The sequence below is a fragment of the Neoaquamicrobium microcysteis genome (genome assembly GCF_008180155.1).
Lineage (GTDB): Bacteria > Pseudomonadota > Alphaproteobacteria > Rhizobiales > Rhizobiaceae > Aerobium > Aerobium microcysteis.
In genome coordinates, this window is the sequence record NZ_VSZS01000053.1 from 106,369 (window position 1) to 126,204 (window position 19,836).

The following is a 19,836-nucleotide window of genomic DNA, read 5'->3' on the forward strand; positions in this document are numbered from 1 at the left end:
ACTGCAACATGCTCTAGCCGGGCAGCGAGCGCCGCACCGGCCGGTTCACGACGAGCAAGCCGGCGCCTATCAAGGCCAGCGCACCGAAGATGCGCATGGAAAGCGGCTCGTTCAACAGCAGCCCCGCACACAAAACACCGAAAGCCGGCGTCAGGAAGGCAAAGCTGGACAGGCCCGAGGCCGGATAACGCCGCATCAGCCAGAACCACAACACGTAGGTGAAAGCGACGATGAAGACGGCCTGCAGAAGCAGCGATCCCGTCGCCAGCGGCGTCACGTCCCGAAGGACGGGCCCTGCCAGCGGAACGAACGGGACGAGGATGATGGCGGAGACGAACAGCTGGTAGAGCAGCGTCTTCTCGGCGCTTGCCGCAGAAAGCTTCGTGCCCTTGATGACCAGCATCGTCGCCGCCCACAAGATGCCTGCCGCCAGGCACATCAGGTCGCCCCATATGGCGTCGGGTCCGGGAACGCTCAGCTCGTCGGAAAATACCAGGATCACGCCGGCGAAGGCCAGCGCGAGCCCGGCGAACTTCTGCATCGTGATGCGCTCGCCAAGCAGGAAATGCCCGCCCAGCAGAACCCAGAAGGGCATCGAGTTGACCATCAGCGTGCCCCGCGCGGCCGTGGTGTAGTCGAGCCCGAGGAATATGAGGGCGAACTCGAAGCCGAACAGTGCGCCCGCCAGAATGCCGGGCCACAATGTTCCGTCACGCTCGAACAGCGGTATGCGCCGATAGCGACACCAGAGCCAGACCAGCAAGCAGGCTATCGCCGACCGCGCCAGCACCGAAAAGATGGGATTGTAGCCGGTGTTGGAGACCTTCACCAAAACCTGGTTGAAGCCCCACGACAGCGTCAGCCCGATCATGACGGCAGCGGCGAACGCGTCGATCGCCGGGCGAGCACCGCTGACCGCGGCCGGCTGGCTCACGCGTTCTCCTCGGCGGTGGCCTCGTCGAAGCCGAGCAGGTTCCAGCTTTGGCGCATATGCGGCGGCATCGGCGCGGTCACGTCGATGACGCCGCCGTTTGGATGTGGAATGACGATACGCCGCGCGTGCAGGTGAAGCCGGTTCTGCATGCCGCCGGGAAAGTCCCAGTTCTGGTCGGCCTCGAAATATTTGGGGTCGCCGATGATCGGACAACCGATATGGGCGGCGTGGACGCGCAACTGGTGGGTGCGGCCCGTGTGAGGCTCCATCTCCAGCCAGGAGAGCGTCTGCCCCGCCTGATCGACGATCCGATAATAGGACACTGCGTGATCGGCACCGTCTTCGCCGTGGCGGGCAACGCGCATGCGATCACCGTCGATCGTCTGCTCCTTGACCAGCCAGGTCGAAATCTTGTCTTCCCGCTTCTTCGGCACGCCCTTGACCAGCGCCCAGTATGTCTTTTTGGCATCGCGCCCACGGAAGGCCTCAGCAAGCTTCATCGCCGCCAGACGCGTACGCGCGACGACGAGCACGCCCGAAGTATCGCGGTCGAGCCGGTGGACGAGGCGCGGCTTTTCACCCTTCTTGCTGCGGAACGCCTCCAGCATGTCGTCAACATGACGCGTCACGCCCGAGCCGCCCTGCACGGCCAGGCCTGCCGGCTTATTGAAGACGAACACCGCGGGATCCTCGTGCAGCAGCATCTTCGACAGCACTGCGCCGTCGTCCTGCCCGCGCATGGTTTTCGCCGTAACCGGCTGGTCGCCCTTGCGGTCCACACCCAGCGGCGGCACGCGAACCACCTGCCCCGGCTCGACCCGGGTGTCGGCCTTGACGCGGCCGCCATCCACCCGCACCTGCCCGGAGCGCAGCAGCTTCTGCAACTGGCCGAAGCCGAGCCCAGGGAAATGGGTCTTGAACCAGCGGTCGAGCCGCATCCCCGCCTCGCCGGCTTCAACCTTAATCTGCTCTACGCCTGCCATTTTCCGCCAAACTCTCTCTTGAGAGGGCCAGATAGCATCAGGCGAGGCTTCGCGCGAGCCACAATCCCACAAACAGGGCGCCAATGGACAAAACGACGCTCGCAGCGACGTAGCCGAATGCCTGCACGAGCGCGCCGCGTTCGTAAAGCACTGCAAAGTCCAGGGAAAAGGCAGAGAACGTCGTGAACCCGCCAAGCAGACCGGTCGCGACGAAAAGCTTCAATTCGGCGGAGCCGCCGAAGCGGCGGGCGAGCAACTCGATGAACACACCCATGAACAGGCACCCCAGCAGGTTCACTGCCAGCGTTCCCCACGGATAGGCAGGCCCCAGCAACCGCAGGGCGGCAACGTTTGTCAGGTGCCGCATTCCCGCACCGATCGCGCCGCCGGCCGCCACCACCAGAAAATGATACACTCTACCCGCCCCGTCGCTCTCTTCGCAGCTTTGCCCACCAGTCGAGCCGCTTCCTGATCTCGCGCTCGAAGCCGCGATCCGGCGGATCGTAGAAGGTCTGCCGCCCCAGCGCTTCGGGAAAATAGTCCTGCCCGGAAAACGCGTCAGGCGCGTCGTGGTCGTACTCGTATCCCGAGCCGTAGCCCTCGGACTTCATCAGCTTCGTCGGCGCGTTGAGGATGATCTTGGGCGGCGCCAGCGAACCGTGCTCCTTGGCTGCGCGGGTGGCAGCCTTGAAAGCGGTGTAGACGGCGTTCGACTTCGGCGCCGTCGCCAGATAGACGCAGGCCTGCGCCAGCGCCAGCTCACCTTCCGGCGAACCAAGGTAGTCGTAAGCATCCTTGGCAGCGTTGGCGATCACCAGCGCCTGAGGATCGGCCATGCCGATATCCTCCGACGCCATCCGCACCATGCGCCGACCGAGATAGAGTGGATCCTCCCCGGCGTCGAACATGCGCGCAAGATAGTAGAGTGCTGCGTCCGGGTCGGACCCGCGCACGGCCTTGTGCAATGCCGATATCAGATTGTAGTGCCCGTCCTGGCTCTTGTCGTAGATCGGCGCACGGCGCTGGACGATGCGCTGAAGGCCCTCGGCATCGAAGATCTCGCCCTCTCCCGCAGCCCTCCATGCTTCTTCCGCCAGCGTCAGCGACGCGCGGCCGTCGCCATCCGCCATGCGCACCAGGACCGCGCGCGCCTCGTCGTCCAGCGGCAGCGCCCGGCCCTCTTCCGCCTCGGCCCGCTCCAGCAGTTTCGCGATGCTTTCGGGCGCAAGCGAATGGAAGGTGAGCACGCGGGCACGAGACAGCAAAGCGGCGTTGAGCTCAAAGGACGGGTTCTCCGTCGTCGCGCCGACGAGGATGACGGTGCCGTCCTCCATGACCGGCAGGAAGGAATCCTGCTGGGCACGGTTGAAGCGATGTATCTCATCGACGAAGAGCAGCGTCTGCCGCCCGCCGGAGCGCCGCATCCGTGCGGTCTCGAACACCTTCTTGAGGTCGGCGACGCCTGAGAAAATCGCCGAAATCTGCTCGAAGGCCAGCCCGGTTTCACCGGCCAGAAGCCGCGCGACCGTGGTCTTGCCGGTACCGGGCGGCCCCCAGAATATCATCGAGCCGAGGGAGCCCGAGCGGATCATGCGCGTGAGCGCACCGTCCGGACCTGTCAGGTGATCCTGGCCAACCACCTGCGCAAGCGTCGTCGGGCGCAGCCGGTCGGCAAGCGGACGCCCGGGCTGCTGGCCGGGCTGTGGATCGGGCTGGAAAAGATCGCCCATCAGGTCACGTCAATAGCGCAGTATCTGGTTGGTGACGCGACCGTCGCGCTCGACGGTGAAGCGCCACCAGCGGCCATTGGTCGCCGCCACGTCGCGCAGCTTTTCAGGCGTGTCGATGGCTTCGCCGTTCACCTCGCGCACGATGTCGCGCGGCCTGAAGCCGAAACCGGCCGCAGGCGAGTTGCGGCTTACTTCGACGATGGCAACGCCGTCGCCGCTCACCTGCCCGCGAATGCCAAGCCGTTGTGCGAGACGCGGCGAAAGCGAGGCAACCTTGGCGCCGGCGAACGGGCTGCGTCCGTCGATGATGATCTCAGCGGAAGAGGCACCCTCCGGGGCGCGGATCAACTCGACCTCGACCTGCTTTTCGCGGCCCTGGCTAAGGACGGTGAGCGTCGAGACGCTGCCGATAGCTTCGGTGGCAAGACGGTAGCCCAATGCATCCGGGTGCTCGATGGCAGCGCCGTTCATTGCGAGCACGACATCGCCCGGCCGCAGGCCGGCGATTTCCGCCGGACCTTCCGGAACCACCGACTGGACGAGAGCGCCGGCAGGCCGCGCCATGCCCAGCGCCTCGGCCATCTGCGCCGTCACGTTCTCGAAGGTGGCTCCCACGAAGGGGCGCTCGAAGTAGTCGCGCCCGCTTCTGGCAGCTTCCACTACTGCGCGCACGATATTCGACGGAATGGCGAAGCCGATGCCGATGGAGCCGCCGGACTGGCTGTAGATCGCCGTGTTGATGCCGATGACCTGCCCGCCCATGTTGATGAGCGCGCCGCCGGAATTGCCCGGATTGATCGCGGCGTCCGTCTGGATGAAGAAACCGAAATCGTTGACGCCGATATGCGTGCGGGCAAGCGCCGATACGATGCCGCTGGTCGTTGTCTGGCCGACACCGAACGGATTGCCGATAGCCAGAACCAGATCGCCGACCTCCAGCGCGTCGGAATCACCCAGCGGCGCGATGGGGAACGGTTCCGGCGCCTCGATCTTGAGAACGGCGAGGTCGAGCGACTCGTCCTTCAGCAGGATCGTGCTGTTGAACTCGCGCCCGTCCGACATTGCGACACGCACCTCGTCGGCATTGCCGATGACGTGGTTGTTGGTGACGACGTAACCTGAAGGATCGACCAGCACGCCGGACCCCAGCGAGGACTGCACGCGCGGCGGCATCTGTTGCTGGCCGAAGAACTGCTCGAAAAACGGATCGCCCGCGAACGGCGAACGCGCCGCCACGCGCTGCGAGGCATAGACGTTGACGACCGCAGGAGCCGTCTGGCTGACGAGGGGAGCAAACGACAGCTGCATCTCCTGCTGGCCGAAGGGCACACGGCGCGCAGGTTCGCCCGTCTGTCCTTCTGAACCGCCGCGCAGAAGATCGCTCAGTGCATCTGCGAGCCCCCTGCCCCCGCTATTGTCCTGCGCCTGCGCCATGCCCAGCGGACCAAAGGCAAGCAGGACGGCAAGAGCGGCAGGAAGGATTTTGCGGCGCATGAAGATTCCCCGGTTCGTTTCGACCGATGCCATTTTGGCGCGGATTGTGCAAAATAAAAGGCTTGGTGGGCCAAATGCGAAAAGGGGCCGCGAAGGCCCCTTTGTACAGATGGTCAGGATCGAAGCGACGATTATGCCGCTTCGGCCTCATTGGCCTCTTCGGCCTCGACGCGGGCGCGGTCAGCGGCACCCTTGGCGGACACGTCGCGATCGACAAACTCGATCACGGCCATCGCCGCGTTGTCGCCGTGGCGGAAGCCCGCCTTCATGATGCGCAGGTAGCCGCCGTTGCGGGTGGCGTAGCGCGGGGCGATGGTGTCGAACAGGCGCTTTGCAAGCGCGTCCGAACCGATAGCCGAGATCACCTGACGACGCGCATGCAGGTCTCCGCGCTTGCCCAGCGTGACCAGCTTCTCCACGATGGGGCGAAGCTCCTTGGCCTTGGGCAGCGTGGTGGTGATCTGCTCGTGCTCGATCAGCGAGGCAGCCATGTTCGAAAACAGCGCCTTGCGGTGGCTAACGGTACGGTTCAGCCGGCGGCCGGATTTTCCGTGGCGCATTGGCCTTCTCCTTCAGTTGGTCCGAGGCTGAGCCTCAGTATTGATCTTCGTAACGTTTTGCGAGGTCTTCGATGTTCTCCGGCGGCCAGTCCTGCACCTCCATTCCGAGGTGGAGGCCCATTGCGGCCAGAACTTCCTTGATCTCGTTGAGCGACTTGCGGCCGAAGTTCGGCGTGCGCAGCATCTCGGCTTCCGTCTTCTGGATCAGGTCGCCGATGTAGACGATGTTGTCGTTCTTCAGGCAGTTTGCCGAACGGACCGACAGCTCCAGCTCGTCCACCTTCTTGAGCAGCGCCGGGTTGAAGGCGAGCTCGGTGACCTGCTCCGAGGCGACTTCCTTCTGCGGCTCGTCGAAATTGACGAACAGGCCGAGCTGGTCCTGCAGGATACGGGCGGCGAACGCCACGGCGTCCTCACCGGTGACCGCACCGTTGGTCTCGATCGTCATGGTCAGCTTGTCATAGTCGAGAACCTGGCCCTCGCGGGTGTTCTCGACCTTGTAGGAGACCTTCTTGACCGGCGAGTAGAGGCTGTCGACCGGGATGAGCCCGATCGGCGCATCTTCGGCGCGGTTGCGCTCGGCGGGCACGTAGCCCTTGCCGGTGTCGACGGTGAACTCCATGCGGATTTCCGCGCCCTCGTCCAGCGTGCAGATCACGTGGTCGGGGTTGAGGATCTCGACGTCGCCCACGGTCTGGATGTCGCCGGCAGTGACGGCGCCCGGACCCTGCTTGCGCACGACCATGCGCTTCGGGCCGTCGCCTTCCATGCGGATGGCGATTTCCTTGATGTTCAGGACGATGTCGGTCACGTCCTCGCGCACGCCGGCGATCGAGGAGAATTCATGCAGGACGCCGTCGATCTGCACGGCGGTGACGGCAGCGCCGCGCAGCGACGACAAAAGCACGCGACGCAGCGCGTTGCCGAGCGTCAGGCCGTAGCCGCGCTCGAGCGGTTCGGCGACCAGCGTGGTCAGCGTCTTGCCCTTCGAGGAGAACTCGATCTTGTTGGGCTTTATGAGTTCTTGCCAGTTTTTCTGGATCATTCAGGTTTTCCTTCCGTTTCCCGCCACCATCCAATCGTGGCAGGCAAATCTGGAAACCAGAGAGGAGCGCCGGCTGGTGGCGCTCGTCCGGTATGTGTATCAGGTTTTAGACGCGGCGCTTCTTGCGCGGGCGGCAGCCATTGTGCGGGATCGGCGTCACGTCACGGATCGAGGTGATGGTGAAACCGGCAGCCTGCAGCGCGCGCAGTGCCGACTCACGGCCCGAGCCGGGCCCGCAGACCTCGACCTCGAGCATGCGCATGCCGTGATCCTGCGCCTTCTTGGCGACGTCTTCGGCCGCGACCTGCGCCGCGAACGGGGTCGACTTGCGCGAACCCTTGAAGCCCTGAGCGCCCGCCGACGACCAGGCAATCGCATTGCCCTGCGCGTCGGTGATCGTGATCATTGTGTTGTTGAAGGTCGAGTTGACGTGCGCAACGCCCGACGAGATGTTCTTGCGCTCGCGACGGCGAATGCGCGTGGCTTCCTTGGCCATGACTTACCTTTCAGTTCGATATCCACGCCGCCGTAATGCCAGCGGCTACACCATGGCGAGGCGGCAATCGGCAAAGCCGGCCGCCTGCCAAATTCTTACTTCTTCTTGCCGGCAATCGCCTTCGCCGGACCCTTGCGGGTGCGGGCGTTGGTGTGCGTGCGCTGGCCGCGGACGGGCAGCGAGCGGCGGTGACGCAGGCCGCGGTAGCAGCCGAGATCCATAAGGCGCTTGATGTTCATCGACACTTCGCGGCGAAGGTCGCCCTCGACCTGGTAGTCGCGGTCGATGGTCTCGCGGATCTGCAGCACCTCAGCGTCGGTCAGCTGGTTGACGCGGCGGTCGAGCGGAATGCCGACCTTCTCGACGATCTCCGAAGCGAACTTCGCGCCGATGCCGTGAATGTACTGCAACGCGATAATCACGCGCTTGTTCGTCGGAATGTTGACGCCAGCTATACGGGCCATCTTCTTCTCCATGTGGGCCGGCTGCGCCGGCGTTTCGTTGTTGTCCCGCGTCCGGTGGAGGCCGGCCCATGCGGGTGTTTCCTGTCAAAGCAGCCGCACGGCCCGGAAGGACCGGCGGCTTCGTGCCTGATGGGAAGACGCGCCGCTTTAGTCCATAAAGCGGCCTGCGTCAACTCCAGGCCGCCCTTTATTGAGCGGCCATTTCCTTTGCACCGAGCAGCGTATCGATCTGGCGGGTGACATCGTCGATGTCGGCCATGCCATCGACGCCCTTCAGCACGCCCTTGGCGTAGTAGTACCCGATGAGCGGCGCGGTCTTTTTGTAGTATTCCCGCAGGCGTTCCTCGAACACTTCCGGATTGTCGTCCTTGCGAACCGCCTGGCCGGCGGCCTTGGCGTCGTTGGCGCGCTTGGTGATGCGGCCTACGAGCGCCTTGTCGTCAACGACCAGTTCGATCGCCACGTCGAGCTTGAGCCCGCGCTCCGCCAGCATGGCCTGTACCGCGTCGGCCTGCACCAGCGTGCGCGGATAGCCGTCGAGGATGAAGCCGTTCGCGCAGTCGGGCTGGTCGATGCGCTCGGCAACGATGGCATTGACGATGCTGTCGGACACGAGTTCGCCCGCATCCATCACCGCCTTGGCGCGCTTGCCGATCTCGGTTCCGTTGGCGACGGCTGCACGCAGCATGTCGCCCGTAGAAAGCTGCGGTATGCCGTGCCTCTCCACAAGCCTCTGGGCCTGTGTCCCCTTCCCCGCTCCCGGCGGCCCGAGCAGAATCAGCCTCATCGTCCCCTCTTTCCTCCACGCAGCTTCGACTTCTTGATCAGGCCCTCATATTGATGCGCGATCAGATGGCCCTGAACCTGTGCGACGGTGTCGAGCGTTACGCTGACGACGATCAGGAGCGACGTTCCGCCGAGGTAGAAAGGAACGCCCGTCGCCGAAATCAGGAATTCGGGAATGAGACAGACGATCACGAGGTAGATCGCACCGACCGTGGTGATGCGTGTCAGAACGTAGTCGATGTATTCAGCCGTACGCTCGCCCGGGCGGTAACCCGGAATGAAGCCGGAATGCTTCTTGAGCTGGTCGGCCGTGTCCTTCGGATTGAACACGATCGCCGTGTAGAAGAAGGCGAAAAACGCGATCATCGATCCGTACAGGATCATGTAGAGCGGCTGGCCGTGACCCAGCGCGGCCAGCACGGAGCCCGCCCATGGCGGCAGCGCTGTGGTGTCGGAAAAGCCTGCAAGCGTGGCAGGCAGGAGCAGCAGCGACGAGGCGAAGATCGCCGGGATGACGCCCGCCGTGTTGAGCTTCAGCGGCAGGTGCGAGGTGTCGCCCTGGAACATGCGGTTGCCGACCTGTCGCTTCGGATACTGGATCAGCAGCCGGCGCTGGGCGCGCTCGAAGAACACGATGACCGCGATCAGAACGAGAGCCAGCAGCAGGATGGCCAGAATCAGGCCTGTGGACAGGGCGCCCGTCCGGCCGAGCTCCAGCGTGCCGCTGAGGGCCGAAGGCAGGCCGGCGACGATGCCCGCGAAGATGATGAGCGAAATGCCGTTGCCGATACCGCGGGCGGTGATCTGCTCGCCCAGCCACATCAGGAACATGGTGCCGCCGACCAGCGTGATGACCGCCGAGGCGCGGAAGAACCAGCCCGGATCGGTGACGATGTTCGCACCGCTCTCCAGCCCGACGGCGATGCCGTAGGCCTGAACGGTCGCGAGCAGCACGGTACCGTAGCGGGTGTATTGGTTGATGACCTTGCGGCCCTGCTCGCCTTCCTTCTTGAGCTGCTCGAGCGTCGGCACGACCGACGTCATGAGCTGCATGATAATGGAGGCGGAAATGTAGGGCATGATGCCGAGCGCGAAGATCGCCATACGCTCGACCGCGCCGCCGGCAAACATGTTGAACATGCCGAGCACGCCGCCCGACTGCTGCTCGAACGCCTGCGCGAAGGCTGCGGGATTGATACCCGGCATCGGGATGTAGGTACCGAGACGGTAGACCAGCAGAGCGCCAAGGGTAAACCAGATGCGCTTCTTGAGGTCTTCGGCCTTCGCAAAGGCCGCAAAATTCAGATTGGAAGCAAGCTGTTCCGCTGCCGATGCCATGGAAAATTCTCCGCTTCGTCACGCAATATGGTTCGCGAGCGCGAACCGCGTGTCGCCGAAGCCACGAGATAGGCTCCGGCCGGCAAAGATGCAAGCGGCGGCCTGCTCATGCTTTCGTCCGATTGAACTTTTCAACCGGCGTGTAGCATGGGCAGGCCGCCGCCTTTTAGAAGCCCGTTACTCGGCTGCGGCCGCTTCCGGCAGCTTAACCGATCCCCCGGCCTTCTCGACCTGTTCGATAGCCGACTTGGAAGCGCCGGCAATCTCGAAGTTGACCTTCGACTTCAGCTCGCCGCCGCCCAGAAGGCGAACGCCGTCCTTGGCGCGGCGGATGACGCCGGCCTTGACGAGAGCCTCGACAGTCACCGTCTCCTTGGCGTCGAGCTTCTTGGCGTCGATCGCGGTCTGGATACGGCCCAGCGAGACTTCGTTGAAGTCCTTGCCGAAGATGTTCTTGAAGCCACGCTTCGGCAGGCGACGGTAGAGCGGCATCTGGCCACCCTCGAAGCCGTTCAGGGCGACGCCCGAGCGCGAGCTCTGGCCCTTCACGCCACGGCCGCCGGTCTTGCCGGAGCCGGAGCCGATGCCGCGGCCGACGCGCTTGCGCGCCTTGGTGGCGCCGTCGCGATCACGCAGTTCGTTGAGTTTCATGGTAACGCTCCTGCGGTGTTACGCCTCGTCCACGACGCGGACGAGATGCTGCACCTTCGCAATCATGCCGCGAACGGAAGGAGTATCCTCCAGCGTCGAGCGGCGGTGCATCTTGTTGAGACCCAGACCGATCAGCGTAGCGCGCTGCTCGACGGGGCGGCGAATGGGGCTGCCGATCTGCTCGACCGTCAGCGTCTTGGCTTGCTTCTTTGCCATGATCGCGATCCCTGCCCTATTCCTCGGCCGAGACGGCAGCGCCGCGGCGCGCCTGCAGGGCCGAATACTTGATGCCGCGCTGAGCAGCGATGTCCTTCGGATGCATCTGGCTCTTCAGCGCATCGAACGTGGCGCGCACCATGTTGTACGGGTTCGACGAACCCATCGACTTGGCGACGACGTCATGAACGCCCAGCGTCTCGAAGACGGCGCGCATCGGGCCGCCCGCGATGATGCCGGTACCGGCCTTGGCAGCACGCAGAAGCACGCGGCCTGCGCCGTGGCGGCCTTCGACGTCATGGTGCAGCGTACGCGCGGAGCGCAGCGGCACGAAGATCATGTCGCGCTTGGCGCTCTCGGTCGCCTTGCGGATGGCCTCCGGCACTTCACGCGCCTTGCCGTGGCCGAAGCCGACGCGGCCTTTCTGGTCGCCGACGACGACGAGGGCTGCGAAGCCGAAGCGACGGCCACCCTTCACCACCTTGGCGACGCGATTGATGTGGACGAGCTTGTCGACGAAACCGTCATCGCGCTCTTCGCGGTCACGATTACGATCGCGGCCGCCTTCCCTACGTTCCTGTGCCATGATCCTGGTCCTTATTCTTTTCCGGTAGCACGGTTGAGAAGAAATGCCGCCACGGGCTTAGCCCGAGGCGGCGGCGAAAAATCAGAAGCTGAGACCGCCTTCGCGGGCAGCGTCGGCAAGCGCCTTGACGCGGCCGTGATAGATGTACGGCCCACGATCGAAGATGACTTCCTTGACGCCGGCCTTCGACGCACGCTCGGCGAGCAGCTTGCCGACCGCGGCAGCTGCCGCCGTGTCGGCGCCGGTCTTGAGCGACCCCTTCAGGTCCTTCTCAAGCGTCGAGGCGGCGGCCAGCGTGTGGCCGTTCGCATCGTCGATGACCTGCGCGTAGATGTTCTTGGAAGAACGGTAGACCGAAAGACGCGGACGCTCGCCCGCAACCTTCTTCAACTGACGACGCACGCGCGCGGCGCGGCGCTGGGTGGATTCCTTGGAGGCCATGGCCTTGATTCCCTGCCTTGTAAAACGGGGCTAGCCATATGCGGTAAGCTGGGCTTCCCGCGGCCGCACCCCGTGGCGTTGCGAACTTACTTCTTCTTGCCTTCCTTGCGCACGATGCGCTCGCCGGCATAGCGAACACCCTTGCCCTTGTAGGGCTCGGGGCCGCGATACTTGCGGATCTCGGCGGCAACCTGACCGACCACCTGCTTGTCGACGCCGTTGACGACGATTTCGGTCGGCTTCGGCACGGAGATGGTCACGCCAGCGGGCGTCTCATAGACCACGTCGTGGCTGAAGCCAAGAGCAAGCTGCAGGTTCTTGCCCTGCATCGCGGCACGGTAGCCGACGCCGGTGATCTCGAGCCTGCGCTCGAAACCATCCTTGACGCCCAACACGATGTTTTCGATCTGCGTGCGCGACATGCCCCACTTGGAGCGAGCATCCTTGCTCTCGTCGCGCGGCTCGACCGAAATCTCGCCGTTGTCGAGCTTCACCAGAACCTCGTCGTTGACGACGAACTTCAGTTCGCCCTTCGGGCCCTTGGCGGTAACGGTCTGGCCATCGACGCTGGCGGTGACGCCCTGCGGCACGGCGACCGGCTTCTTTCCAATACGAGACATGATGCTGTCCTCGTCCTTCTTCTTGTTCAGTCAGCCGACAGGATCAGAACACCTGGCAGAGCACTTCGCCGCCGACATTCTGCTCGCGCGCCTGATGATCGGCCATCACGCCCTTGGGCGTCGACAGGATCGAGATGCCGAGGCCGTTGGCGACCGACGGGATCGACTTAACCGACACGTAGACGCGACGGCCCGGCTTCGAGACGCGGGCGATCTCGCGGATGACCGGCGTACCTTCGTAGTACTTCAGCTCGATCTCGAGCTCCGACTTGCCGTTGTCGTAGTCGACCTTGGCGTAGTCGCGGATGTAGCCTTCGGACTTCAGCACTTCGAGAACGCGGGCGCGCAGGCTGGAGGCCGGCGTCGTCACCTTGTTCTTCTTGCGGCCATAGGCGTTGCGAATGCGGGTGAGCATATCGCCGAGAGGATCACTCATGGACATTTTTCAGTCCTCCTTACCAGCTGGACTTAACAAGGCCGGGAACCAGGCCGTTGTTGCCGAGTTCACGCAGCGCGACGCGGCTCATCTTGAGCTTGCGGTAGTAGGCGCGCGGACGGCCGGTTACTTCGCAGCGGTTGCGGATGCGGTTCTTTGCGGAATTGCGCGGCAGCGCGGCAAGCTTGAGCTGCGCACGGAAGCGCTCTTCGATCGGCTTGTCCTGATCCATGATGATCGCCTTGAGCGCAGCGCGCTTGGCCGCGTAGCGGTCCACGAGCTTGCGGCGCTTCTCGTTCTTCTCGACTGAGCTGGTCTTTGCCATTTCAGGTTCCTTTGTTCGCTGCCGTTACTGCCGGAAGGGGAAGTTGAAGGCCTTGAGCAGAGCCCGGGCCTCGTCGTCCGTCTTGGCAGTCGTACAAACGATGATGTCCATTCCCCAGATCTGGTCTACCTTGTCGTAGTTGATCTCGGGGAACACGATGTGCTCCTTGATGCCCATGGCGAAATTGCCGCGGCCATCGAAGCTCTTCGGGTTGAGGCCGCGGAAGTCGCGAACGCGCGGCAGCGCGATCGTGACCAGGCGGTCAACGAAGTCGTACATGCGGTCCTTGCGCAGCGTGACCTTGGCGCCGATCGGCATGTTCTCACGAACCTTGAAGCCTGCGATCGAGTTGCGCGCCTTGGTGACGACGGCCTTCTGGCCGGCGATCTGGGCAAGGTCTTCGGCGGCAACGGACGGCTTCTTGGAATCCGCCGTCGCTTCGCCGACACCCATGTTGATGACGATCTTGTCGAGACGCGGAAGCTGCATCTCGTTGTCGTAGTTGAACTGCTCCTGGAGAGCCTTGCGGATCTGGTCGCGATAAAGCGCCTTCATCCGCGGTTCGTACTGCTTAGCCATTGAGGACTTCTCCCGAGCGCTTCGCGACGCGCACCTTCTTGCCGTCGCGGACCTCGAAGCCCACGCGGGTCGGCGTCTTGCCGTCCTTGGGATCGGCCACCGCGATGTTGGACAGGTGGATCGGCGCTTCCTTACGGATAAGGCCGCCTTCCTGGTTCTGGGTCTGCTTCTGGTGGCGCACGATCATGTTGACCCCACGCACCACGGCCTTGTCGTCCTTCGGCATGACCTGAAGCACCTCACCGGTGCGGCCCTTGTCCTTGCCTGCGAGCACGACGACCTTGTCACCCTTGCGAATCTTATTCATGGCACCGGCCTCCTTAGAGCACTTCAGGCGCGAGCGAGATGATCTTCATGTGGTTCTTGGCGCGGAGTTCGCGCGGAACCGGCCCGAAGATACGGGTGCCGATCGGCTCTTTCTTGTTGTCGACGAGAACGGCTGCGTTCTTGTCGAAACGGATCACGCTGCCGTCCGGACGACGGATGTCCTTGGCCGTGCGAACCACGACCGCCTTCATCACGTCACCCTTCTTCACGCGGCCGCGCGGAATGGCTTCCTTGATCGACACCACGATGATGTCGCCGACGGAGGCATACTTCCGCTTCGAGCCGCCCAGCACCTTGATGCACATGACACGACGCGCGCCGGAGTTGTCCGCGACGTCGAGGTTTGTTTGCATCTGAATCATGACTGGCCGCCTTCTTCTTTATTCCGGCAGAGCAGCGCCCTGCCCGGCTTGTCCAAAATTCGTTGTTACTCGGCTTTCGCCGCCTGCTCCTGGGTCTGGTTCTGAATAACCACCCAGCGCTTGTCCTTGGAGATCGGAGCCGACTCCTCGATGAAGACGAAGTCGCCCACCTTGCAGGTGTTGTTCTCGTCATGCGCCTTGTAGCGCTTGCTCTGACGAACGGTCTTCTTCATCACCGGATGGGTGAAGCGGCGCTCGATCCTGACGACAACGGTCTTGTCGTTCTTGTCGCTAACGACGGTGCCCTGCATGATGCGCTTCGGCATTTTCTTCGTCCTTAAGCCTTCTTGGCAGCGGATTTCTCCGCCGCAATCGTCTTGATGCGCGCGATGTCCTTGCGGACCTGCTTGACGCGCGCGGTTTTCTCGAGCTGGCCGGTGGCCTTCTGGAAGCGCAGGTTGAACTGCTCCTTCTTCAGCGAAGCCAGGTCGTCGTTCATCTCGTCGAGGGTCTTGGCCCTCACGTCAGAGGCTTTCATCTCAGCACCCTTCCTATTCTGCGATGCGCTGCACGAAGCGCGTGCGCACCGAAAGCTTGGCAGCGCCGAGACGAAGCGCCTCGCGGGCGATCTCCTCGGAAACACCGTCGATCTCGAACATCACGCGGCCCGGCTTGACGCGTGCCGCCCAGTAATCGACCGAACCCTTGCCCTTGCCCATGCGGACTTCGGTCGGCTTCGAGGTCACCGGCAGGTCCGGGAAAACCCGGATCCAGACGCGGCCCTGACGCTTCATCTGGCGAGTGATCGCGCGGCGGGCCGCCTCGATCTCACGCGCGGTGACGCGGTTCGGCTCGAGAGCCTTCAGGCCGAAACCACCGAAGTTCAGGTCGGTGCCGCCCTTGGCAGCGCCGTGGATACGGCCCTTGAACTGCTTACGGAACTTTGTGCGCTTTGGCTGCAGCATCGTTCTTCTCCAAAATTCCTATGCTTCTCAGGCGTTTTCACGGCGGCGCGGGCCGCCCTGGCTTTCGCCCTCGATCGCCCTGCGCTCCGACGCCATCGGGTCGTGCTCAAGGATCTCGCCCTTGAACACCCATACCTTGACGCCGCAGATGCCGTAGGCGGTCTGGGCTTCGGCCGTGCCGTAGTCAACGTCGGCGCGCAGCGTGTGCAGCGGCACGCGACCTTCACGGTACCATTCCATGCGCGCGATTTCAGCGCCGCCCAGACGGCCCGCACAGTTGATGCGGATGCCTTCGGCGCCGAGGCGCATCGCCGACTGAACGGCGCGCTTCATGGCGCGGCGGAACGCGACGCGGCGCTCGAGCTGCTGCGCGATCGACTGGGCGATCAGCGTCGCGTCGATTTCCGGCTTGCGGACCTCGACGATGTTCAGGCTCGTGTCCGACTTGGTCATCTCGGTCAGCTTGCGGCGCAGCTTTTCGATGTCAGCGCCCTTCTTGCCGATGATGAGACCCGGACGGGCTGCGTGAATGGTCACGCGGCACTTCTTGTGCGGACGCTCGATCACGATCTTCGAGACGGCAGCCTGCTTGAGCTCCTTCTCGAGATATTCGCGGATCTTGAGATCCTCGTGCAGCAGCTTGCCGTACTCGCCGGTGTTCGCGTACCAGCGCGAATCCCAAGTGCGGTTGATGCCGAGACGCAGACCGATCGGGTTGATTTTCTGGCCCATCAGGCGGCCTCCACTTTCTCTTCGACTTCACGCACTACGATGGTGAGGTGCGAGAACGGCTTTTCGATGCGGCTGGCACGGCCACGCCCACGGGCATGGAAGCGCTTCATCACGATCGACTTGCCGACATAGGCCTCAGCGACGATCAGCGCATCGACGTCGAGGTCGTGGTTGTTCTCTGCATTGGCGATCGCGGATTCCAGCGTCTTCCTGACGGTGCCGGCGATGCGCTTGCGCGAGAATTCGAGATCAGCGAGCGCAGTGCCGACCTTCTTGCCGCGGATCAGCGCGGCAACGAGGTTCAGCTTCTGCGGGCTGACACGGATCGTGCGCAGTACGGCGCGCGCCTCGTTGTCGGCGAGCCTGCGCGGAGCTTTGGCCTTGCCCATCGTTACTTCCTCTTTGCCTTCTTGTCCGCGCCGTGGCCGTAATAGGTACGGGTGGGCGAGAATTCACCGAACTTGTGGCCAACCATGTCCTCGGTCACCGAAACCGGGACGTGCTTCTGGCCGTTGTAGACACCGAAGGTGAGGCCGACGAACTGCGGCAGGATGGTGGAGCGACGGCTCCACATCTTGATCACCTCATTACGGCCGCCTTCACGAACCTTATCCGCCTTCTTGAGCAGATAGCCGTCGACGAAAGGGCCTTTCCAAACTGAACGGGTCACGTCTGACTACCTTTCCTTAGCTCTTGCGCTGGTGGCGCGAGCGCATGATGAACTTGTCGGTCGCCTTGTTGGACCGCGTTCTCTTGCCCTTGGTCGGCTTGCCCCACGGGCTGACCGGATGACGGCCACCCGAAGTGCGGCCTTCACCACCGCCGTGCGGATGGTCGACCGGGTTCATGGCGACGCCGCGATTGTGCGGACGCTTGCCACGCCAGCGGGTACGACCGGCCTTGCCGTCGTTGATGTTGCCGTGGTCCGGGTTGGATACCGCACCGACGGTCGCGAGGCACGAGCCGTGAACGACGCGCTGCTCGCCCGAGTTCAGGCGAAGGATCGCCATGCCCTGGTCACGGCCGACGAGCTGTGCGTAGGCGCCTGCGGAGCGGGCGATCTGGCCACCCTTGCCGGGCTTGAGCTCGACATTGTGGATGATCGTGCCCACCGGCATGGACGCCAGCGGCATCGCGTTGCCCGGCTTCACGTCGACGCTCTCGCCAGCCACGACCTTGTCGCCTGCAGCGAGGCGCTGCGGAGCCAGGATGTAGGCCAGTTCGCCGTCATCGTACTTGATCAGCGCGATGAAGGCGGTGCGGTTCGGATCGTACTCCAGACGCTCCACCGTGCCTGCCACGTCGAACTTGCGACGCTTGAAGTCGATGATGCGGTAGGAGCGCTTGTGACCGCCGCCGATGAAGCGAGCCGTCACGCGGCCCGCGTTGTTGCGACCGCCATTCTTGGTCAGGCCCTCGGTCAGGCCCTTGACGGGCTTGCCCTTGTAGAGACCGGAACGGTCCACGATCACGAGCTGGCGCGTACCAGGCGTAATCGGATTGAATTTCTTCAGTGCCATCGTTCCGTTCCTTACAGTCCGGTCGCGACGTCGATCGACTGGCCTTCAGCCAGGGTCACGACAGCCTTCTTGACATCGCTCTGCTTGCCGACGGTGCCGCGGAAACGCTTCACCTTGCCCTTGCGCAGCAGCGTGTTCACCGCCGTCACCTTGACGCCGAACAGCGCCTCGACAGCAGCCTTGATCTCCGGCTTCGTCGCCTTGCGGGCAACGTTGAAGACCACCTGGTTGTACTCCGAAGCCATGGTCGACTTCTCGGTGATCGCCGGGGAGACGATCACGTCATAGTGGCGAAGATCAGTCATTTGAACCGCTCCTCCAGAGCCTCGACTGCGGCCTTCGACAGCACGAGCGTGCCGCGGCGCAGAATGTCGTAGACGTTGATGCCCTGGATAGGCAGCACGTCGATGTTGGGGATGTTCGACGCAGCGCGCTTGAAGTTCACGTCAAGCTCGGCGCCGCCGATCATCAGTGCGTTGGTCAGGCCCAGCTTGGCGAAATCCGCCACCAGCGCCTTCGTCTTCGGGTCCTTGAGCGCCAGTTCATCGACGACGATCAGGTTCGAAGCCTTCGCCTTGGCCGAAAGAGCGTGACGCAGGCCGAGCGCGCGCACCTTCTTGGGAAGGTCGTGCTCGTGGCTGCGAACGACCGGGCCGTGGGCCTTGCCGCCGCCGCGGAACTGCGGAGCGCGAGCCGAATGGTGACGGGCGCGGCCCGTTCCCTTCTGCTTGTACATCTTGGCGCCGGTGCGCGAGATTTCCGCGCGACCCTTGGCCTTGTGCGTGCCCTGCTGCTTCTTGGCAAGCTGCCAGCGCACGACGCGCTGCAGAATGTCCTCGCGCGGATCGAGGCCGAAGATCTCGTCGGAGAGCTTCACCTCGCCGGCGGCTTTGCCGGAAAGGGTCGTGATCTTGATGTCCATCATTCAGCTCCCTCAGCCGCCGGAGCAGCCTCTGCCGCCGGAGCGTCTACCTTCTTGGCGGCGCGCACGGCACCCGGCTTCGGAGCATTGTCCGGAAGCGGAGCCTTGACGGCGTCGCGCACATAAATCCATGCGCCCTTCGAGCCTGGCACGGCGCCGCGGATCAGGATCAGGCCGCGATCGGCGTCGGTCGAAACGACCTCGACGTTCTGCGTGGTCACGCGGGTGGCACCCATGTGGCCGGCCATCTTCTTGCCCTTGAACACCTTGCCCGGGTCCTGACGCTGGCCGGTCGAACCGTGCGAGCGGTGAGACACCGAGTTACCGTGCGTCGCGCGGCCACCACCGAAGTTGTGGCGCTTCATGACGCCCTGGAAACCCTTACCGATCGAGGTTCCCGTCACGTCGACCTTCTGGCCGGCGACGAAATGCTCGACCGTGATCTCCGAACCGACGTCGATCAGGTTGTCCGGCGACACGCGGAACTCCGCCAGCTTTGCCTTGGGCTCGACGGAAGCAATCGCGAAATGACCGCGCAGCGCCTTCGTCGTGTTCTTGACCTTGGCAAGCCCGACGCCGAGCTGCAGCGCCGTGTAGCCATTCTTTTCCTGGGTACGCTGAGCAACGACCTGGCAGTTCTCCATGCGGAGAACCGTCACCGGCACATGCTCGCCAGCGTCATTGTAGACGCGCGTCATCCCGATTTTCTGTGCGATAACACCTGAACGCATCGGTTGTTTTCCTTCAGAGTTCCCTGTCGGGGCACCGCCCCTTCAGTCTCTTTTCCTCAGAGGAGCCATTCGGGCGAACCCGGCCGGCTCATGGTGCAGCCCTTAGAGCTTGATCTCGACGTCGACGCCGGCAGCAAGGTCGAGCTTCATGAGAGCGTCGACGGTCTGCGGGGTGGGATCGACAATGTCGAGAAGACGCTTGTGGGTGCGCATCTCGAACTGCTCGCGGCTCTTCTTGTCGATGTGCGGCGAGCGGTTGACGGTAAATTTCTCGATCCGCGTCGGCAGCGGGATGGGGCCGCGAACGTTGGCACCGGTGCGTTTCGCCGTCGATACGATCTCGCGCGTCGAGGCATCAAGCACCCGATGGTCAAACGCCTTAAGGCGAATGCGGATGTTCTGTCCGTTCATCTGGTCAATTCCTTCAAGTCTTCCGCGGGCGCGGGCAATGGATGCGCCCGCGACAGACCCTGTTGATCTTCTTATTCCGTGATGGACGCGACGATGCCTGCGCCGACGGTGCGGCCGCCTTCGCGGATGGCGAAGCGCAGCTTCTCTTCCATCGCGATCGGCACGATCAGCGTCACGTCGAC

The 19,836-nt window shown here is 63.6% G+C and carries 33 protein-coding genes; all 33 read right to left on the minus strand.

Features of this window, described 5'->3' with window-relative positions; genetic code table 11:
- Nucleotides 1-13: 13 nt before the first annotated feature.
- Nucleotides 14-934, minus strand: coding sequence for a DMT family transporter (locus FY036_RS03000; protein WP_407941119.1), 921 nt, complete (start codon nucleotides 932-934; stop codon nucleotides 14-16).
- Nucleotides 931-1,917 carry an RluA family pseudouridine synthase gene (locus FY036_RS03005; protein WP_148913220.1) on the minus strand — a complete coding sequence of 329 codons (987 nt, stop codon included), beginning with the start codon at nucleotides 1,915-1,917 and terminating at the stop codon, nucleotides 931-933. Before FY036_RS03005 ends, FY036_RS03000 begins: the two co-directional genes overlap by 4 nt.
- Before the next feature lie 37 nt (nucleotides 1,918-1,954).
- Nucleotides 1,955-2,332: a fluoride efflux transporter CrcB gene (crcB, locus tag FY036_RS03010; RefSeq protein ID WP_148913221.1), complete on the minus strand. Its 378-nt coding sequence runs from the start codon at nucleotides 2,330-2,332 to the stop codon at nucleotides 1,955-1,957.
- Between the two features lies 1 nt (nucleotide 2,333).
- Nucleotides 2,334-3,647 (minus strand): replication-associated recombination protein A, encoded by a 1,314-nt coding sequence (locus tag FY036_RS03015; RefSeq protein WP_148913222.1) that lies wholly within the window; start codon nucleotides 3,645-3,647, stop codon nucleotides 2,334-2,336.
- Between the two features lie 9 nt (nucleotides 3,648-3,656).
- Complete coding sequence (locus tag FY036_RS03020) at nucleotides 3,657-5,141, minus strand: Do family serine endopeptidase (protein WP_148913223.1); 1,485 nt, start codon at nucleotides 5,139-5,141, stop codon at nucleotides 3,657-3,659.
- A gap of 131 nt (nucleotides 5,142-5,272) precedes the next feature.
- Nucleotides 5,273-5,701: a 50S ribosomal protein L17 gene (gene rplQ / locus FY036_RS03025; RefSeq protein WP_148913224.1), complete on the minus strand. Its 429-nt coding sequence runs from the start codon at nucleotides 5,699-5,701 to the stop codon at nucleotides 5,273-5,275.
- Nucleotides 5,702-5,735: 34 nt separating this feature from the next.
- The gene (locus FY036_RS03030) at nucleotides 5,736-6,746 is read right to left on the minus strand and encodes a DNA-directed RNA polymerase subunit alpha (protein ID WP_148913225.1); all 1,011 of its coding nucleotides are present in this window, start codon (nucleotides 6,744-6,746) and stop codon (nucleotides 5,736-5,738) included.
- A 106-nt stretch (nucleotides 6,747-6,852) separates the two neighbouring features.
- Nucleotides 6,853-7,242, minus strand: coding sequence for a 30S ribosomal protein S11 (gene rpsK / locus FY036_RS03035; protein ID WP_148913226.1), 390 nt, complete (start codon nucleotides 7,240-7,242; stop codon nucleotides 6,853-6,855).
- Between the two features lie 95 nt (nucleotides 7,243-7,337).
- Complete coding sequence (gene rpsM, locus FY036_RS03040) at nucleotides 7,338-7,706, minus strand: 30S ribosomal protein S13 (protein WP_148913227.1); 369 nt, start codon at nucleotides 7,704-7,706, stop codon at nucleotides 7,338-7,340.
- Nucleotides 7,707-7,893: 187 nt separating this feature from the next.
- The gene (locus tag FY036_RS03045; protein WP_148913228.1) at nucleotides 7,894-8,493 is read right to left on the minus strand and encodes an adenylate kinase; all 600 of its coding nucleotides are present in this window, start codon (nucleotides 8,491-8,493) and stop codon (nucleotides 7,894-7,896) included.
- Entirely contained in the window at nucleotides 8,490-9,830 is a 1,341-nt protein-coding gene (secY, locus tag FY036_RS03050) for a preprotein translocase subunit SecY (protein ID WP_148913229.1), read from the minus strand. The genes FY036_RS03045 and secY overlap by 4 nt, the downstream gene beginning before the upstream one ends.
- A 177-nt stretch (nucleotides 9,831-10,007) precedes the next feature.
- Complete coding sequence (gene rplO / locus FY036_RS03055) at nucleotides 10,008-10,481, minus strand: 50S ribosomal protein L15 (RefSeq protein WP_148913230.1); 474 nt, start codon at nucleotides 10,479-10,481, stop codon at nucleotides 10,008-10,010.
- A gap of 18 nt (nucleotides 10,482-10,499) precedes the next feature.
- A complete protein-coding gene (gene rpmD / locus FY036_RS03060) occupies nucleotides 10,500-10,697 on the minus strand; it encodes a 50S ribosomal protein L30 (RefSeq protein WP_148913231.1) in 198 nt (65 codons plus the stop codon).
- A 16-nt stretch (nucleotides 10,698-10,713) separates the two neighbouring features.
- Nucleotides 10,714-11,283, minus strand: a complete 570-nt coding sequence (gene rpsE / locus FY036_RS03065) for a 30S ribosomal protein S5 (protein WP_148913232.1) — start codon at nucleotides 11,281-11,283, stop codon at nucleotides 10,714-10,716.
- Nucleotides 11,284-11,364: 81 nt separating this feature from the next.
- Nucleotides 11,365-11,724 carry a 50S ribosomal protein L18 gene (gene rplR, locus FY036_RS03070; protein ID WP_148913233.1) on the minus strand — a complete coding sequence of 120 codons (360 nt, stop codon included), beginning with the start codon at nucleotides 11,722-11,724 and terminating at the stop codon, nucleotides 11,365-11,367.
- An 86-nt stretch (nucleotides 11,725-11,810) separates the two neighbouring features.
- On the minus strand, nucleotides 11,811-12,344 hold the full coding sequence (gene rplF / locus FY036_RS03075) for a 50S ribosomal protein L6 (protein WP_148913234.1): 534 nt from the start codon (nucleotides 12,342-12,344) through the stop codon (nucleotides 11,811-11,813).
- Nucleotides 12,345-12,387: 43 nt separating this feature from the next.
- On the minus strand, nucleotides 12,388-12,786 hold the full coding sequence (rpsH, locus tag FY036_RS03080; protein ID WP_148913235.1) for a 30S ribosomal protein S8: 399 nt from the start codon (nucleotides 12,784-12,786) through the stop codon (nucleotides 12,388-12,390).
- Nucleotides 12,787-12,799: 13 nt separating this feature from the next.
- On the minus strand, nucleotides 12,800-13,105 hold the full coding sequence (rpsN, locus tag FY036_RS03085) for a 30S ribosomal protein S14 (RefSeq protein WP_148913236.1): 306 nt from the start codon (nucleotides 13,103-13,105) through the stop codon (nucleotides 12,800-12,802).
- Between the two features lie 24 nt (nucleotides 13,106-13,129).
- On the minus strand, nucleotides 13,130-13,684 hold the full coding sequence (gene rplE, locus FY036_RS03090; RefSeq protein WP_148913237.1) for a 50S ribosomal protein L5: 555 nt from the start codon (nucleotides 13,682-13,684) through the stop codon (nucleotides 13,130-13,132).
- Nucleotides 13,677-13,991 (minus strand): 50S ribosomal protein L24, encoded by a 315-nt coding sequence (gene rplX, locus FY036_RS03095; RefSeq protein WP_148913238.1) that lies wholly within the window; start codon nucleotides 13,989-13,991, stop codon nucleotides 13,677-13,679. The genes rplE and rplX overlap by 8 nt, the downstream gene beginning before the upstream one ends.
- Nucleotides 13,992-14,004: 13 nt before the next feature.
- Entirely contained in the window at nucleotides 14,005-14,373 is a 369-nt protein-coding gene (gene rplN, locus FY036_RS03100) for a 50S ribosomal protein L14 (protein ID WP_006205457.1), read from the minus strand.
- A gap of 65 nt (nucleotides 14,374-14,438) precedes the next feature.
- Nucleotides 14,439-14,699: a 30S ribosomal protein S17 gene (rpsQ, locus tag FY036_RS03105; protein WP_148913239.1), complete on the minus strand. Its 261-nt coding sequence runs from the start codon at nucleotides 14,697-14,699 to the stop codon at nucleotides 14,439-14,441.
- An 11-nt stretch (nucleotides 14,700-14,710) separates the two neighbouring features.
- Nucleotides 14,711-14,911 carry a 50S ribosomal protein L29 gene (rpmC, locus tag FY036_RS03110; protein WP_148913240.1) on the minus strand — a complete coding sequence of 67 codons (201 nt, stop codon included), beginning with the start codon at nucleotides 14,909-14,911 and terminating at the stop codon, nucleotides 14,711-14,713.
- Nucleotides 14,912-14,924: 13 nt separating this feature from the next.
- Complete coding sequence (rplP, locus tag FY036_RS03115) at nucleotides 14,925-15,338, minus strand: 50S ribosomal protein L16 (RefSeq protein WP_148913241.1); 414 nt, start codon at nucleotides 15,336-15,338, stop codon at nucleotides 14,925-14,927.
- A 27-nt stretch (nucleotides 15,339-15,365) separates the two neighbouring features.
- Nucleotides 15,366-16,070 carry a 30S ribosomal protein S3 gene (gene rpsC, locus FY036_RS03120; RefSeq protein WP_148913242.1) on the minus strand — a complete coding sequence of 235 codons (705 nt, stop codon included), beginning with the start codon at nucleotides 16,068-16,070 and terminating at the stop codon, nucleotides 15,366-15,368.
- A complete protein-coding gene (rplV, locus tag FY036_RS03125) occupies nucleotides 16,070-16,459 on the minus strand; it encodes a 50S ribosomal protein L22 (RefSeq protein ID WP_148913243.1) in 390 nt (129 codons plus the stop codon). The genes rpsC and rplV overlap by 1 nt, the downstream gene beginning before the upstream one ends.
- Nucleotides 16,460-16,461: 2 nt before the next feature.
- Nucleotides 16,462-16,740, minus strand: coding sequence for a 30S ribosomal protein S19 (rpsS, locus tag FY036_RS03130; RefSeq protein WP_148913244.1), 279 nt, complete (start codon nucleotides 16,738-16,740; stop codon nucleotides 16,462-16,464).
- Nucleotides 16,741-16,756: 16 nt separating this feature from the next.
- Complete coding sequence (gene rplB / locus FY036_RS03135; RefSeq protein ID WP_148913245.1) at nucleotides 16,757-17,590, minus strand: 50S ribosomal protein L2; 834 nt, start codon at nucleotides 17,588-17,590, stop codon at nucleotides 16,757-16,759.
- An 11-nt stretch (nucleotides 17,591-17,601) separates the two neighbouring features.
- Nucleotides 17,602-17,895, minus strand: coding sequence for a 50S ribosomal protein L23 (locus FY036_RS03140; protein ID WP_148913246.1), 294 nt, complete (start codon nucleotides 17,893-17,895; stop codon nucleotides 17,602-17,604).
- Entirely contained in the window at nucleotides 17,892-18,512 is a 621-nt protein-coding gene (gene rplD / locus FY036_RS03145; RefSeq protein WP_148913255.1) for a 50S ribosomal protein L4, read from the minus strand. Before rplD ends, FY036_RS03140 begins: the two co-directional genes overlap by 4 nt.
- The gene (rplC, locus tag FY036_RS03150; protein WP_148913247.1) at nucleotides 18,512-19,243 is read right to left on the minus strand and encodes a 50S ribosomal protein L3; all 732 of its coding nucleotides are present in this window, start codon (nucleotides 19,241-19,243) and stop codon (nucleotides 18,512-18,514) included. Before rplC ends, rplD begins: the two co-directional genes overlap by 1 nt.
- Nucleotides 19,244-19,345: 102 nt before the next feature.
- The gene (gene rpsJ, locus FY036_RS03155) at nucleotides 19,346-19,654 is read right to left on the minus strand and encodes a 30S ribosomal protein S10 (protein ID WP_007066362.1); all 309 of its coding nucleotides are present in this window, start codon (nucleotides 19,652-19,654) and stop codon (nucleotides 19,346-19,348) included.
- A 71-nt stretch (nucleotides 19,655-19,725) separates the two neighbouring features.
- On the minus strand, nucleotides 19,726-19,836 hold a 111-nt coding region (locus FY036_RS03160), incomplete at its 5' end, for an EF-Tu C-terminal domain-related protein (protein WP_456238249.1).